Below are 15977 nucleotides of genomic sequence, written 5' to 3'. Positions count from 1 at the left end.
TAACCTCCAAACATATTATTATGGAGTTATTCCTCACCTAAATATATTGTACTTTTCTTATAACCTTCTACTTACTTATTCAACGATTGTCAGTTCATATACAATTGCGTCTTTACTACTTTTTGTTTTATCTTGAATTGTAACAATATCTCCAGCTTTTATTTTCGAAGCATTCACTACTTTTACCATCTCTGGCGGAACATATCCTCCATTGTTCTCTTTATTTAGCGGAAACCACTTTACTGATTTATTAGTTGCTTCTAAAATTTTATATTTAATTGTACCATCATACTTTATTTCGCCAACAAGATCTTTTACTAATGTAGGTGTATACTTACCCTCTTCTTTTTCTAAAGAAATATAATCACCTATATCTGGGATACCATTTCTTACAGGTGCCTCCCATTTTGTTGAATTTAAATCATTTAAACTTATTTTCACACTATCTTCTTTATTTGAGCTAGCATCTTTTAGAAATATTTCATTATATTTCTTATCAATAATAATATACTCTTTCTGCTCTACTATTTTTGCACTAGTTTCACGTTTTTCTTCCTCATTGTTAGATACTTCTTCTTTCACATTATTATTACTACACGCTGATAATAATGTCGTCGCCAAGGCTGCCATTAGAAACATTTTTTTCACTTCATTTACCTCCATTTATAACGAAACAATTAAACATATATCACATCCATATTTTACTATAAATCAAAAGAAGAGGATATTTGTTTATTACTAAACAAATATCCTCTATCTTTACATATATATTACGACTGTTGATAAGCCGCTTTCGATGATTTTACATAATAAACTGCGTGATCAACGTTAATGATATGATCTGGTTTTGGTTTACCACGACTCGCTCTATGCCCTGCTAAATGTTCTTCACTTGTTTCCCAGTTTTTCCATGCTTCTTCAGATTCCCAGCGAATCATAACGACTACTTCTTCGTCTCCGCGTCTTACTTTTTTCACGAGAACACTTAAATCGATGAAACCTTCAAATTTTTCAATAATTCCTTCTCCAGTGAAACGTTCTACGACTATATTTGATGTACCTTCTTTTACTGTAAATGTCTTCGTTTCAATAAACATATACTCCCACTCCCTCTTTGTAATACGAATACTAGTATGCTCCTATTATAGTTGATTATGATAATTATTTTCAATTATAAAGTTTTAATTTTTTGAATTATGCTGATTTCTCTTCTATCGCCTCATCTAAAAATTTGAAATACGGAAGTAATATTCCTATTAAAGAAGTGACACATATAATTGCACCGATGATTAAATATAGCGCTCTTACTCCCCACATTTCACTCAGTATGCCTCCTAATAACACACCTAACGGCATAGCGGATCGTATGAAAAATAATCGCACTGAAAATACTTGTCCTATCATATTGTTTGGTACTGTTTTTTGGCAAATGGTTGTGTTATGAACATTGAAAAAGGCAATGCAAATACCTGCAACTACTTCAATGAACAACGCAATTACTATACTATGATTGAACCCTAGAGAAATGTATGTTAGTCCTCCTATAAACAATCCCCCAAGCATAAGTATACGTCGACTTTTATACGTTACTTTTCCGACTAGTATAGATCCAACTACATAGCCAAGTGGGAATCCGGCCATAAAATAACCATATTCCGCATATCCCGCTGACAGCTCGTTTTTTATATAAGGAAGATTTGTAACCATCGTTACGCCAACCCCAAATTGCACGAAAGTAAGAAATATACCGAGCCAAACAATAACTGGTTTTGTGAAAAAATATGTAAAACCGCGAAGAAACTGTTCTAGCCATGTTTTCCGAATAGGTTGTTTTGTTCTTTTTTCTTTTATATTAAGTAATAATGCACCACTAACAAATAAACAAATGCATACAAAAGATAATGTAAGTTCTGTTCCAATTAAATGAATGACTACTCCGCCTAATACTGGCGCAAGAAACATCATAAGGCGAGTCATTCCATCAATGTACGCATTTGCATCTTGAAGTTGTTCTGTCCCTACAATGCTCGGTGTAATTGCTTGACTTGCAGGTGTATAAAGTGGTGTAATAAGTCCCACTACAATTTGAACAACATAAATGTGCCAAACTTCTATACTACCTGAAACTAGCATCACCAAAGGTAATAAGAATACGGACGCTCGTATCCATTGTGAAAAAATCATAATCCACTTCCGGCTCCATTTATCAATAAATGGGCCACTTATTAATTGCAGTATGAGTGATGGGATGAAATATAATAACCACATACTACTTAATGCCATTTCCGATCCTGTTAACTCATATACTAGAATTGAATTACATAACGTTCCGAAACCCCCTCCTAATTCTGAGATTGCACTACCAATCCACATAAAAAAGAACGAACGATTTTTCAATACATTTTTCAATTTCATACACCAACTTTTCTTTTATATTCCTCCCTTTATGTACATTCTCGTTGTTAATTATCTATTCAAAAACATATCTAATTCTTTCGCTAAAGACTGTACTGCTTTCTTTCTTAATACGTATTTTCCATCATGAATATCCACTAACTTCGCTGCACGTAACAATTTCAAATGATGGTGTACAGTCGATTTACCAAGTTGCAGTCTTTCCGTTATTTCCTGCAATGTTCGTTCTTTTTCGAACAACATTTTTACAATGCGTAACCTCGCTTCATCTCCAAGCGCTTTATGTTTTTGAACTAAAAAATAATTCGGTTCATATGGATCTTCAGGATGGATACTTTCGTTTGCAACTGGATAATGAAATACTTTCGTATCTTCAATATCCGCCTCAATATTCCACGGTCTGTATGTCATTTGCGGGATAAGAAGCACGTGATGAACACTTGGTTCTGGCATATAGTTCACACCGCCAGTCGCCCACTCGACAAACTCTTCTGGTTTCATCTTTTTATTCATTTCATTTTTCGCTTCATAGTCTCGTTTTAATATAGAAAGGATTTCTTCTTCCTCTTTCTGAATAACGCTCTCATACCAACCTGTCATAACAGCGATTAAATGAGATTTCAGCACTTGTACATCAACATCACATATAAAACGAATATAAGTAGAGAAAAACTGATGTTCTTGTGTCAGTTCCATTAGTTCATGTATTGCAGTTACGTTTCCACTTGCTGCTAAACGTCTTTTCTCTTCATACTTCTCTCCTAAATACGGTAAACATATATATTTCAAATCTTCTTCTAAAAGTGAATCAATTTTAAAATTAAACTGCGATAAGTCCTGAGAATCCTCTTCATACAACATCTGAAGCAACGCTTTCCAAGTATTATGTTCTTCTACAAACTGTAAGTGCTCTCTCATTTCTTTTGTTAAGGATTCCTTAATTTCTTCCCATTCAGTTTGACTCTTTTCAAGAGTATCGATTAGCCTTTTATGAGTAATTGCTGCAATGCCAAGCGCGCATTCGAAAAGTATCGAATATTTTACTTGAACGTTATAAGTTTCCCTCTTTCTACTCGTTATGTGATAGACCTCCATTTTTATCCCCTCCTTGTTTGTTATGTATTAAATTCTATTTTTATCGAATTATACCTTCTAAATTTTTAGAATTAATAAAAAATATAAATTGAAATACACTCATTCTAAATTAGGAAGAATAGGAGCTTTTTTATATACAAATAATAACTCTCAAGGAGTTGTTGAGATGCATTTCATATTAAATATGTTAGGGATTTTCGTTGTCATATTAATCGTTTTTCTATGTTCGCCTAATAAAAAACATATAAAATGGAGACCGATCGTTATTCTAATCATATTGGAACTCTTTATTACATGGTTTATGTTAGGCACGAAGCTCGGCAGTATTATCATTAATAAAATTGCGTCATTTTTCAGTTGGCTACTATCGTGTGCGAATGAAGGAATTCGATTTGCATTTCCTTCAGCTATGGACAGTCCACACATTGATTTCTTCTTTAGTGCATTACTTCCTATCATTTTTGTTATTACTTTTTTCGATATTCTATCTTATTTCGGAATCTTAACTTGGATTATTGATAAAGTAGGTGCAGTTATTTCAAAGATTTCTCGCTTGCCAAAGTTAGAAAGCTTCTTTTCCATTCAAATGATGTTTTTAGGAAATACGGAAGCACTTGCAGTTGTTCGTGATCAATTATCTGTGTTAAAAGAAAATCGTTTGTTGACTTTTGGAATTATGAGTATGAGTAGCGTAAGCGGATCCATTCTTGGCGCTTATTTATCAATGGTTCCAGCAACATATATTTTCAGCGCAATCCCATTAAACTGTATTAACGCATTAATTTTAGCCAATGTATTAAATCCTGTGGAAGTTTCGAAAGAAGAAGATGTCGTATATACACCTTCAAAACATGAAAAAAAGGATTTCTTTTCTACTATTTCAAACAGTATGTTAGTCGGGATGAATATGGTTATCGTTATTTTAGCTATGGTAATTGGATATGTAGCTTTAACAGCATGTTTAAATGGGATTTTAGGATTTTTTGTAACAGGTTTAACAATTCAAAAAATCTTCTCCATTATCTTTAGTCCTTTCGCTTTTTTACTCGGTTTATCGGGCAGTGATGCTATGTATGTAGCTGAACTAATGGGGATCAAAATAACGACGAATGAATTTGTTGCCATGATGGATTTAAAATCAAACTTAAAGTCTTTACAACCGCATACAGTTGCGGTTGCAACAACATTTCTAGCTTCTTTTGCTAACTTTAGTACAGTAGGTATGATTTATGGAACTTACAATTCATTATTTGGCGGCGAAAAATCATCAGTCATCGGGAAAAATGTTTGGAAGCTTCTTGTGAGTGGAATGGCTGTTTCCTTATTAAGCGCTATGCTTGTTGGGTTATTTGTATGGTAAATAGTTTTTAAAATAAAAGACACCCAAACGAATTGAGTGTCTTTTATTTTTATTTTCGAATTTGTCCATTTCCACGAATCACATATTTTGTAGAAGTTAATGCTGGAAGCCCCATTGGTCCTCTTACGTGTAGCTTTTGTGTACTGATGCCAATTTCTGCTCCGAATCCGAATTCAGATCCATCAGTAAAACGAGTTGATGCATTATGATAAAGTGCCGCCGCATCAACAGAAGTGAAAAATTTGCTGACGTTTTCCTCATTTTCAGTAATAATCGCTTCAGAATGCATAGATCCATACGTATTTATGTGATGAATCGCTTCTTCTATAGAAGAAACTACTTTCACTGCTAACGTGAGAGATAAAAATTCCGTTTCCCAGTCTTCTTCTGAAGCAAGTACCATTGAAAAATCAATTGCCAGTGCTTTCTGATCACCGCGTAACTCCACGCCTCTTTCCTTCAATCTAGAAAACAACTCGTTACCATATTGCTGCGCCCACTTCTCATGAAGTACAATTGTTTCAATTGCATTACATACAGATGGACGCTGCGTTTTTGCGTTTATAATAATATCAAATGCCATTTGTTTATTCGCTGTTTCATCAATGAAAATATGACAATTTCCCGCACCCGTTTCAAGTACTGGAACAGAGGCTTCTCTCACTACAGTATCAATTAATTGTTTGCCACCTCTTGGAATAAGAACATCTAGGTAATCATTCATTGTAAACAACTGCTTTGCACTATCTCGCGACGTATCTTCTATGAGTTGTACACTTTCTTGTGGCAAGCTCGTTTGTTTAAGCGCTCGGTGAAGTACAGCAACAATAGCTTTATTAGAATGAATAGCAGAAGAACTACCACGTAATATAACTGCATTTCCTGTTTTCAAGCAAATTGTAGCAGCGTCCACGGTTACATTCGGCCTTGCCTCGTAAATCATCCCAACAACACCAAGTGGTACGCGCATCTCCTGAATAGATAATCCATTTGGCCTTTCCCATGCACTTACACATTCTCCAACAGGATCACGTAATTCAATTAACTGCTTAATCCCCTCTGTCATATCAATAATACGCTGCTCCGTAAGCATAAGGCGATCAAGAAGAGAATGAGAAAATCCTTTCGCCTTCCCTTCTTCGATATCACGTTTGTTTTCCTCTAAAATATAAGCTGTTTCTACTATTAGCCTTTCAGCAATTGCAGCAAGTGCTTCGTTTTTTTGACTTGTAGATTTAAGCACAAGTTCTCGAGCAACCTCTTTTGCCCTTTTCCCTTTTGCCAACACTTCATTCATTTTTGTTTCCTCCTTCTTAATGTTAAAGTGATCTCTATTCTTAAAATGAAACCCAATGATCTCTATGGATGACTTCATAATTATGCCTGTCGCCTCTTGCCTGAATATCTTGGCTTTGCATACCTTTGACATCTCTTAGTTCCTCTGCGCTATATGTGCATTGTCCTTTTCCAATTATGCGCCCTTGTTGCGTGATCACTTCTACGACTTCGCCCACTTTGAAAAATCCTGATACATTCGTAACACCAGCAGGAAGAAGACTCTTACCATGCTGAATGATAGCAGAAGCTGCCCCGGCATCTACTTCAATTTGTCCGCTAACAAGCGAATGCAAAGCAATCCATTGCTTATTCATCTTCATTTCTTTTTGAGGAGCATTTCCGATATACGTTCCGTCACCTTTGCCCTTCAACACATCTACAAATTTCTCTTGTCCACGTCCTGTTCCGATAAATACACTCACTCCAAGAGATAGTGCCGTTTTTGCCGCATCAATTTTTGATTTCATACCGCCAGTCCCAAGTTTTGAGCCAGCATCTCCTGCAAGAGAAGCGATTTCTTCCGTAACTTCAGGAAGGAAATAATATTTTTTCGCATCCGCATTTTTCTGCGGATTTTTGTCATATAAACCGTTCACATCCGTAAAAATCATAAGCACATCCGCCGAAACAAGCCCGCTTACTAAAGCTGACAGCATATCATTATCACCGAATGTTAGCTCCTCTAAAGAGATGGAATCATTTTCATTAATGATTGGAAGAGCAGAACGGTTTAGTAACTCTCCTAAAGTAGCGTAAGCGTTACTATATTGTTCTTTTCTAGAAAAATCACTTCTCGTCAGTAATAGTTGCGCAGTAACGATGCCATATTTACGAAATTCCTCCGTATACGCCTGCATTAACAAACTTTGTCCGACAGCCGCAGCAGCCTGTTTTCCCTTAATTGTCACAGGTCTGTTAGGATATCCTAGAGCCGAAAAACCTGCAGCGACAGCCCCAGATGTAATCAATAACACCTCGTGCCCTTCCTCTTTCAATCGAGCCAATGCGGCAACGTGATCTGAAAGTTGTTCTATAGAGATGCTCCCGTGACTATCCGCCAAAGAACTGCTCCCAATCTTTACAACAATTCGTTGTTTTTTCACTTTTATATCCCCCAAGTCTAAAATCAAAGTTTTTTATCAATCACACTTTTATTCATACAATTTGCTGCTATGTCTCTTCTCATCAATGCTGCACCTATCGTATTAGAGGACAAAATAAAAATGACCGCTTCGCCCTTAATAAAATAAAAAGGACGAAACGGTCATTGTTCCGCGGTACCACCTTAATTGATATACATAGATATCCACTTGGTGCCTATAACGCAGGCGAACGCCTAAACTTTCATTTAAGACTCAGGGATAGGTTCGATATATTCTATACGAGGAATCTTTCAGCCGGTGAATTCCACTCTCTTTCGCAAGAAGACATATGTACTATTTCCCTTCAACGATTTTCGGTTTAATTTTTTTATATTATGCGATATAGTTCGATTCGGTGTCAAGAGGTATTTTTAAAATAAATAGACCCGCAAGTTACTTGTATGAAATTATTGATCTACTGAATGAAAATACAAATCGATATAATATTAAGTCATATACATAAATATTAAACCTTAAATTACAGTGTATATATTTACATAATGTCGAATATAATTGATTTTTAACTTTTGGTGTTGCAAAAAGGAATATATTCTCTTAGAATGTTTCTTTATATTGCATGAAGATATCATTATTATTTTAGAATAACAATATCAGACCGATATAATTTATGATAAAAGGAGCAAGATTGAGTTATTATGGACAAACAAATTGGATTTATCGGATGCGGAAATATGGGGATGGCTATCATTGGCGGGATGCTAAATAAAAATATAGTGTCTTCAAATAAAATCATTTGTTCAGATTTAAACACGACGAATTTAAAAAATGCTAGTGAACAATATGGACTAACTACAACTACTGACAACAATGAAGTCGCTAAAAATGCTGATATTTTAATTTTATCAATTAAACCAGACTTATATTCTTCAGTAATTAACGAAGTGAAAGAGCAGATAAAAGACGATGTTATTGTTGTAACAATCGCTGCTGGAAAAAGCATCAAAAGTACAGAGGAATCTTTTGATAAAAAATTAAAGGTTGTAAGAGTAATGCCTAATACACCTGCTCTTGTTGGAGAAGGAATGTCTGCATTATGCCCTAATGAAATGGTTACAGAAAAAGATTTAGAAGATGTGCTAAACATTTTCAATAGCTTTGGTCAAACAGAGATTGTAAGCGAAAAATTAATGGACGTTGTAACATCTGTAAGTGGCTCTTCACCAGCATACGTATATATGATTATAGAAGCGATGGCAGATGCTGCTGTGCTAGATGGTATGCCAAGAAATCAAGCATATAAATTTGCAGCTCAAGCTGTATTAGGCTCTGCAAAAATGGTGCTAGAAACAGGCATACATCCAGGTGAATTGAAAGATATGGTTTGTTCTCCTGGCGGAACAACGATAGAAGCTGTAGCAACATTAGAGGAAAAAGGCTTACGAACAGCTATCATTTCAGCAATGCAGCGCTGTACGCAAAAGTCTGTTGAATTATCTGGACAAACGAAAAAGTAAAAGTATAAAAGAGATCACGTTAGCTATGAATTTACATGCATTTAATTAGTAAATAGTGGATTACATACTCTCCCGTTTTATTCTTTATTATATTGTAATAATTTTATTTCAATATTCTTTTGAGATTCTAGTGTAGTTTTAAAAAAAGTTTGTTCAATAACCCCTTACAAATCTGTATTCTATAGTTAACAAATATGATCTATTTTGATAAAAGATTGAATCAGAATGAAGTCTTTCCTTGTGAATTACGATGAAATTTTTAAAAAAGTTTCATCGTTATGTTATCCATTATTTTGTTGAGTTTTCCGTCAATTAAGTATCTTTCCTTAGAAAAGTAATGACTATTAATCATTACTTTTGTGATACTATAAACTAATATTATCAATACAATGGAGATGTACAAAGTGAAAAACATAAAGAAATTCCTCAACAATCAATATATTAAATACTCATTAGCTTTAATTTCAACTGTAGCTATAATTAAAACAGGCTATGATTTAGGTTCCTTTATAATAAAGTTAAAATATTTTTAACACGTAAAAAGGAAATTGATTTTTAACAAAAAATCAATTTCCTTTTTATATTTTATCGCCACTTTATTATAATCATCGTAACTTTTTTATAAGCATTGGAACTTTATTTCAAAACCATTAAAATAAAGAGAGTATGAAATATATAGGAGGAGAAACACTTTGGAATTAGATCATATAAAGAATATTCTAAGAAGAAGAGCAACTATTTTTCAAACAGGTGGAAAAAGACCCGAATTATGTATAAATGAAAGTTGGATTGGAAAGATTCTCTATTCATTACCAGGTGAAACTTACCCAATCGACCGTTATCAAGACAAAATGTATGCAATCATGATGCTTAATTTAACTCAATTACCTTTCATTCCAGAAGCAGTAAAAGATTTGAGAGCCATCGCAGTATTTCTTTCTCCAAACTTTGCTAAAGATTTATCTAATTTATCAGGAAATTTTTGTATTAGAGAATATGATTCTTTAGAGGGACTAGTACCGAATGAAATGTCACTTACGTTTCCAAATTTAAAACCTTTTCCTTTAATACCAAGGTTAGTAACTAATGAGTTTCCACAATGGGATACGGAAGATTTCCCAAACAACTTGCAAGATAGAATTTCTGAACTTGAAAACACAATTGAGATTGACTACTACGAGGACATATTTGAAGAAAATCACTACATACACAAATTAGGAGGTTATGCTAGCTTTGCCCAATCAGGTATCCAATGGCCCGCGGATTATGAATATATTTTTCAAATAACAGGCGATCCAAAAGCACAATTAAAGATTATTCATGGCGGCGGAATTTACTTTGCTAAAAATAGTAAAACAAATGAATGGATCGCACATTGTGATTTCTTGTAAGAATAAAATTTAAATTGACGTTTTGTCCTCTTTCTATATTTGATTCGAAAGCTAAAAAAGCGGATAGAAAAAAGGAACAAAACGTCTAAATGGAAAGATGGATTATGAAACTGTTAAGTAACAATTTAGTTATTTTGCTGTGATTAAATAAAAAATCAATCCCCCATTACATGCGACATTATACTATTCTTTCGTATTTCTTAATTAATCTTTTTTTCAAGAATAAGCTATTACAGTTTCTGTATATTACTTTTCCAAAACATATAGCTATATTCAATCTCTTCTTTTAATTCAAAATAGTTTTCCCAATTATCTTGTACTTGATAAAGTGTTTCGCCAACATGTACAAAAACATCCATATAATCATTCATATACTCCCAACGCTTTTCAGTATTAAAGTAATACATTGCAAATTGATTGCCCTCATCATTTAACATGTCGTCTGCAAACACACCACCCCACTTCATATAGATTTGCGTACCGGTGATTTGTCTAAGCTTAAACCTATTAATATCATCTTTAGACTTTTCTTCAAATTCTTTACTATATAAATTTTTTTCAATTATCCACCCAAGAAACATACCAGTATGTACATATGCTTGCTCAATTGGGAGATCCTCTGGAATATCGTCAAAGTAGTACTTAGCTTTATCATAAATCACAGTGTCCAACTCCTTTTGATAAGTCTCATCATTTAACTTTTTAACATCATTTCGAAACAAACCCTTTCTAACCCACATTAATAAAAAAAAGCAGTTAAGAAAATATCCCTACACCTGTCTCTTTTTAATATAGAAATTTTAAAAAACTACCATATACCCAAAGTGATTTTAGCACATTGGGTATAATTGTAAAACGGTTAAGCTTTTTTCAAAACGATGCGACTTTTTTATAAACATTTAAATCTAGTTTTATCCCTTACCTACGCCCTACTACGCTTGTGTAATTTTATTAGAAACTAATAATTTTTCAATACATTTCGGTAACATATCTAATAGCGTTTCAAATGCGTAATTCACGTCGAGACGTTCTGTCCATTGATGTGCATCTTTTCCTACCGGCCCCATATTTAATACTGGAACGTCAAACTCTTCTATTTCCCTTACTATTACTGTTTTGATATATTGAATATATAATGCCATAAAATTTTAAAAGAGACAGGGGCTATCTACGATGATAAAAGGTTTCGGGGGAATATTTTGGAGAACTAAAAATATTGATGCTATAAAAAAATGGTACAGTGATGTGTTGAAAATTGAAATAGACAATTGGAATGGGACTGTGATTAAACCCCAATTAGGAAATGAGACTATTTTTTCTTTCTTTACCGAAAACGATAATTATTTTCCAATAGAACAGCAAGTAATGTTAAATTTCCAAGTACATAATATGAATGAGACTATTCAGCATCTTGAACAAATTGGTGTACCTCTGGAAAAGAAAGAAGAAATTAGTGATTTTGGAAAGTTTATTTGGATAAAGGACCCTGAAGGTCGATTGATCGAGCTTTGGGAGAAATAGCGGGTTGTAATCATTTGCTATTGAATTAGCAGCTTCTTTAATTCAATAAAGTAAATAAAAACTTCTTAGCTTTGTGAATCCTTATTTTTTATATTCTATCCCATGCCCATCAACTTAAGAACATTTACAAAAAAGCTATTCTTACGAAAAGAATAGCTTTTTTCCTTATTTTTAAATATTATTCTACAAGTATTTTTGTACTATCCCCCTTTTACTATTAATTTTCGGCGGATTTATGAACAGTCATAATAATATATAAAAAATTCATAACATCTCAAGTTGTTAACATAATATAATTACTGTTATCTTATATTCATGCCTAACGAACATTTCCTAATCTTCCGCGATTACAAATTGAATTCTTTAAGTTTTCTTCTTATCTGACATTTACTATTTAAACAAAAACTCCCCTTAAATCGAAAATGATTAAGGAGAGTTTTTTATATTCGATGAAATTATAGTTCAGATTTCACTCGAACAGAAACATTGTTTTTAATTATTTTTTTGAATTCTTTAAAGCTAACAAAATTGTTACTTTTCTCATCCCAAAGACGGAAACGGAGTGATTGTAAGCTTGTAGCAAGTGTAATCGTTGGTACATTTTTTAACGGAAGCGTATTATTGTGTGCCTCTTCTAGCTTATAATTAGGTACTCTTGGGCTTAAATGGTGAACATGATGGAATCCAATATTACCAGTTAGGAATTGCAAGATTTTTGGAAGTTTATAAAATGAACTTCCTTCCACTGCCGCTTTCACATATTCCCAATCTTTATCCTCTTCAAAATAAGAATCCTCGAATGTGTGCTGTACGTAAAACAGCCAAATTCCTACTGAACCTGCTATTAAGAATATCGTACCATGCACTAACAGGAACGATTGCCACCCAATTGCCCAGCAAAGTATAGCTATTAAAGCAACGATTATAATATTCGTCAAATACGTATTCATACGTTCTTTCTGTCTAGCACCTTTTCGGTTAAATCTATTTTTAAGCAAGAAAACATAAATTGGACCTAATCCAAACATAACAAATGGATTGCGATATAAACGATATGCTAAACGAAGTCTAAATGGCGCAGCTACATATTCATCCACTGTAAGCGTCCAAATATCTCCTGTACCTCGCTTATCTAAATTACCACTTGTAGCGTGATGAATAGAATGCTCATGCCCCCATTGATCAAATGGGAATAATGTTAAAACACCCATACATGTCCCTACTATTCTATTTGCAGGTCGACTTTTAAAGAATGAATAATGGGTACAATCATGAAAAATTATGAAAATTCTTGTCATAAAACCAGCAGCTAACAGAGATGGCACTAATGCTAACCAATAAGAAACGGACAAGCTTTTATAAGCAAGGTACCATAAAACAATAAATGGCACGACTGTGTTAATAAGTTGCCACACACTTTTTTTAATCGTTGATTTTTCATACGGAGCAACTTGTTTTTTTAAATTTTTAGTATTTTCTAATGTCATTGTTCTAATTCCTTTCCTTTTTGTTGCTAATTCACATTATAGCATACTATTAGTATCAGGTGTTAAAAGTAGATGTAATAAATATTATATAATATAAAAATCTCTTTTTTCTTACTCATTACTTACAAATTACTTACGTCCAAAATAGCTTATATAATCGGACAGATGGAGCATTTCATTTATCGAAGAAACTTCTATTTTTGCCAATAAATATATAAAAAAACTGAGAACTTTTTCACAAGAAGAAAAGAGCTGCCACAAGTCAGGTTTCACCAACTTATGACAGCTCCTTTTCATTTTATTTTAGCGATGGATCCAAACTGCACCTGCAGACTTGTCTTCAGCTTGACCTACTACTTCAAACTTCAATCCTAGTTTCGGCAACTTACGTCCGGCATCTGGAATAACACTGTTGATGTATTGCTTAGAATCATCAAATTTCGCAACACCTGGTAATCCTTTATAATCAAATATACCGCGAGTTGGCGAATTTACTTTCCATGCTGGCGTTTGATCAAATGAGAATGCCGCATCGGCAATTTGATAACGCGTACTGCTCTTCACAGTAGGTTGTCCGTTTAATGTCCCTACAATTGCCTCTGGATGAGAATCTACTACACCTAAGAACCCTTCACCTGGATGAACGCCTACCCAGTTATCTGTAAAGCTTTGATCCGCATACCACACAACCATTCCTGTATTAAATACTGGGCCACGTGCATGTTGTAACGCAGTGTCAGAACCAGCGTAATTTCTCCACTCTACATAGTAATTATGTTTTTTCTGTTCAAATCCGTTAGATACAGTAAAGCCTTTTAACGTCATTGCTGGCTGACCTTCTGCATCATCAGAGAAAACAACTTTTCCATCTACAGTTAAGGCTGCATTATCTAACGCAAATCCTTTATAAGCTACTGCAATATCTGTTACATACTCAAATTGCAGTTTTACTTTTTTCCCTTTGAATTGGCTTAAATCGTATGATTTATCAACCCACTTACCATCCGTTGTATCCGCGCCACCTTTTACATCTTTTTCGCCCATTCTATCAATGCGTGTCTTCGTTCCATCTTCTGCAATCGCATATACGTCAAGGAAATCATACTTCGCTTCCAGTTCGTAAAATGCCTTATAATCGAACTTAGCATCCTTTGCATTTGTTAAGTCAAATACTGGTGTCTCAAGTGTTGTATGAATGTCATTTCCTTTTGTACTGTAATAGAACTTCTTACCAAATGCCGATTCGATATTTTTTATATCTTTGTCCGGCAAGTTAACACGAACGATTCCAGGTCGTTTAGATTTTGTAGTACTTTGATCTACATATGTTGCAACACCGATTCCTTTGCTAAGTTTGTCATAATCTACTTCAAGGATATTCGCCCAGTTCCCCTTCATATTCTTTTGGAAAAACTCTTTATTTTGTGGTGAGAAACTCGTTGGCTCTGTTCCTGCAATTTTTCCAGCCCAGCTACCACCACTCATAATAGACCATGACTCAACTGGTTCACCTTGTCCTGAGTACTTTGTATCATATTCATCTGGTAAGCCTAAATCATGGCCATACTCATGTGCAAACACACCAACTGCTCCGTCTTCAGGCTCGATTGTATAATCATATGCAGCCATCTTTCCGCCCCAGTTCGAGACAGAAGATTTCGTGCCATCAATTGCATATGGCTTTGAACCTAGTTTTGAACGATGTGACCAAATCGCATCATCTTTCAATTTACCACCGCCAGCTTCTTGACCAACCCCTGCATGTACAACCATTAAATGATCAATAATTCCATCTGGCTCATTTTTATTTCCATCACCATCTTGATCGTATTGATCAAATTGGTCATAGTCTGCTAAATTGATTCCTTTTGCTACCGCTGCTTTTAATGCTTCTTTCACAAAATCTTTTGGTCCTAAAGGCCCCTTGTTATCATGCCCTGTACCCGCATCAGCACCATAATCTGACGCTTTTCCCGGAACAGTAAGCCATTCTGTTACAGTCCCATCAACTGTATAGCTACCACCAGATTGTTCTTCATAATATTGCTTAAATGTATTAATCTTCGATCCATCAAATAAAGTGAATGGTTCATCACCAAATAACATTTTTTGATAATGTTCACGATTAAAATCCTTTGAATACATGTATCCTGGTTCTTGATCAATATTGTTATGCTTAAAATCGCTAAATTCTACGAGTAAAACAAGTACTTTATCTTTTCGAACAGCTCCATTGTACTCTTCTTGCTTAGCTGGTGTTGTAGGTACTTTTCCATTTAATTTTCTAGAATTCAATCCTGCATCTTGTCCAGCCACTGGTCCTACTTCAGGTTGCTGCGCCTGTTCATTTTCCTTCATTTTTGTATCTTTTACTTTTTTCATAAAATCAGAAGCTTCTTGCGTAAGACTATCTCCTGTCAAAATTTCTTTCCCAGGGTTTTCCCCTTTCTTTTTCTCAACATATTTTTCGACAGCCTTTGAAGCCTCAGCCTGTGATGCAGCCGGATCAATTACTCCCCGTTGTTTCAGCGCTTCCACTAAACGCTCCTCCGGTATTAAATGCTCATCTATTGGTAGAGATGATGGCGCATCAGCATATGCTGCTTGACTTCCAAAAGCAAAAGTACTACTTAGTACTGCGGCTGTTGCTAATACTGATAAAGGTTTTAACTTCTTATTCTTTTTCAATGTATTTCCTCCCCGATTGTTGAGAATCATCGTTTTTTATCGATAACAACATAATATTCGTTATA

14 protein-coding genes and 1 other annotated feature are annotated in these 15977 nt (G+C 34.4%); of the genes, 4 read left to right on the top strand and 10 right to left on the bottom strand.

What is annotated here, in order from left to right:
* Nucleotides 1-75: 75 nt before the first annotated feature.
* The 4 genes from ACUN28_RS14775 to ACUN28_RS14760 all read right to left on the bottom strand — a co-directional run bounded on the left by ACUN28_RS14775 (nt 76) and on the right by ACUN28_RS14760 (nt 3510).
* Nucleotides 76-663, bottom strand: coding sequence for a hypothetical protein (locus ACUN28_RS14775; RefSeq protein ID WP_033660084.1), 588 nt, complete (start codon nt 661-663; stop codon nt 76-78).
* 107 nt (nt 664-770) lie between these two features.
* On the bottom strand, nt 771-1097 hold the full coding sequence (hmoA, locus tag ACUN28_RS14770) for a heme-degrading monooxygenase HmoA (RefSeq protein WP_000469503.1): 327 nt from the start codon (nt 1095-1097) through the stop codon (nt 771-773).
* A 97-nt stretch (nt 1098-1194) separates the two neighbouring features.
* Nucleotides 1195-2415, bottom strand: coding sequence for an MFS transporter (locus tag ACUN28_RS14765; protein WP_016087395.1), 1221 nt, complete (start codon nt 2413-2415; stop codon nt 1195-1197).
* Nucleotides 2416-2466: 51 nt separating this feature from the next.
* Nucleotides 2467-3510 carry an ArsR/SmtB family transcription factor gene (locus ACUN28_RS14760; RefSeq protein ID WP_016087394.1) on the bottom strand — a complete coding sequence of 348 codons (1044 nt, stop codon included), beginning with the start codon at nt 3508-3510 and terminating at the stop codon, nt 2467-2469.
* Nucleotides 3511-3676: 166 nt separating this feature from the next.
* Between ACUN28_RS14760 and ACUN28_RS14755 the strand changes: the two genes are divergently transcribed.
* Nucleotides 3677-4870, top strand: a complete 1194-nt coding sequence (locus ACUN28_RS14755) for a NupC/NupG family nucleoside CNT transporter (protein ID WP_016087393.1) — start codon at nt 3677-3679, stop codon at nt 4868-4870.
* Between the two features lie 49 nt (nt 4871-4919).
* Here the strand turns inward: ACUN28_RS14755 and ACUN28_RS14750 are convergent, their stop codons facing one another.
* Entirely contained in the window at nt 4920-6167 is a 1248-nt protein-coding gene (locus ACUN28_RS14750; RefSeq protein ID WP_016087392.1) for a glutamate-5-semialdehyde dehydrogenase, read from the bottom strand.
* Between the two features lie 40 nt (nt 6168-6207).
* The gene (gene proB / locus ACUN28_RS14745) at nt 6208-7311 is read right to left on the bottom strand and encodes a glutamate 5-kinase (RefSeq protein WP_016087391.1); all 1104 of its coding nucleotides are present in this window, start codon (nt 7309-7311) and stop codon (nt 6208-6210) included.
* 145 nt (nt 7312-7456) lie between these two features.
* Nucleotides 7457-7667, bottom strand: a binding site (T-box leader).
* 339 nt (nt 7668-8006) lie between these two features.
* Here proB and proC point away from each other — a divergent pair.
* Complete coding sequence (gene proC, locus ACUN28_RS14740; protein WP_016087390.1) at nt 8007-8825, top strand: pyrroline-5-carboxylate reductase; 819 nt, start codon at nt 8007-8009, stop codon at nt 8823-8825.
* A gap of 692 nt (nt 8826-9517) precedes the next feature.
* A complete protein-coding gene (locus ACUN28_RS14735) occupies nt 9518-10216 on the top strand; it encodes a DUF1963 domain-containing protein (protein ID WP_016136723.1) in 699 nt (232 codons plus the stop codon).
* A 230-nt stretch (nt 10217-10446) separates the two neighbouring features.
* Here ACUN28_RS14735 and ACUN28_RS14730 read toward each other — a convergent pair whose 3' ends face one another.
* Nucleotides 10447-10878: a DUF7832 domain-containing protein gene (locus tag ACUN28_RS14730; protein WP_016136724.1), complete on the bottom strand. Its 432-nt coding sequence runs from the start codon at nt 10876-10878 to the stop codon at nt 10447-10449.
* A 270-nt stretch (nt 10879-11148) separates the two neighbouring features.
* Entirely contained in the window at nt 11149-11358 is a 210-nt protein-coding gene (locus ACUN28_RS14725) for a hypothetical protein (protein WP_016087387.1), read from the bottom strand.
* 31 nt (nt 11359-11389) lie between these two features.
* Between ACUN28_RS14725 and ACUN28_RS14720 the strand changes: the two genes are divergently transcribed.
* A complete protein-coding gene (locus tag ACUN28_RS14720; protein WP_016087386.1) occupies nt 11390-11737 on the top strand; it encodes a VOC family protein in 348 nt (115 codons plus the stop codon).
* A gap of 455 nt (nt 11738-12192) precedes the next feature.
* Here ACUN28_RS14720 and ACUN28_RS14715 read toward each other — a convergent pair whose 3' ends face one another.
* Together ACUN28_RS14715 and ACUN28_RS14710 are read right to left on the bottom strand one after the other, a co-directional pair.
* Nucleotides 12193-13224: a fatty acid desaturase gene (locus ACUN28_RS14715; protein ID WP_016087385.1), complete on the bottom strand. Its 1032-nt coding sequence runs from the start codon at nt 13222-13224 to the stop codon at nt 12193-12195.
* A gap of 303 nt (nt 13225-13527) precedes the next feature.
* Nucleotides 13528-15912, bottom strand: a complete 2385-nt coding sequence (locus ACUN28_RS14710) for an immune inhibitor A domain-containing protein (protein ID WP_016087384.1) — start codon at nt 15910-15912, stop codon at nt 13528-13530.
* Between the last annotated feature and the right edge of the window lie 65 nt (nt 15913-15977).

Source organism: Bacillus sp. WC2507 (assembly GCF_052656125.1).
This window is presented reverse-complemented; position numbering and strand designations above follow the sequence as displayed.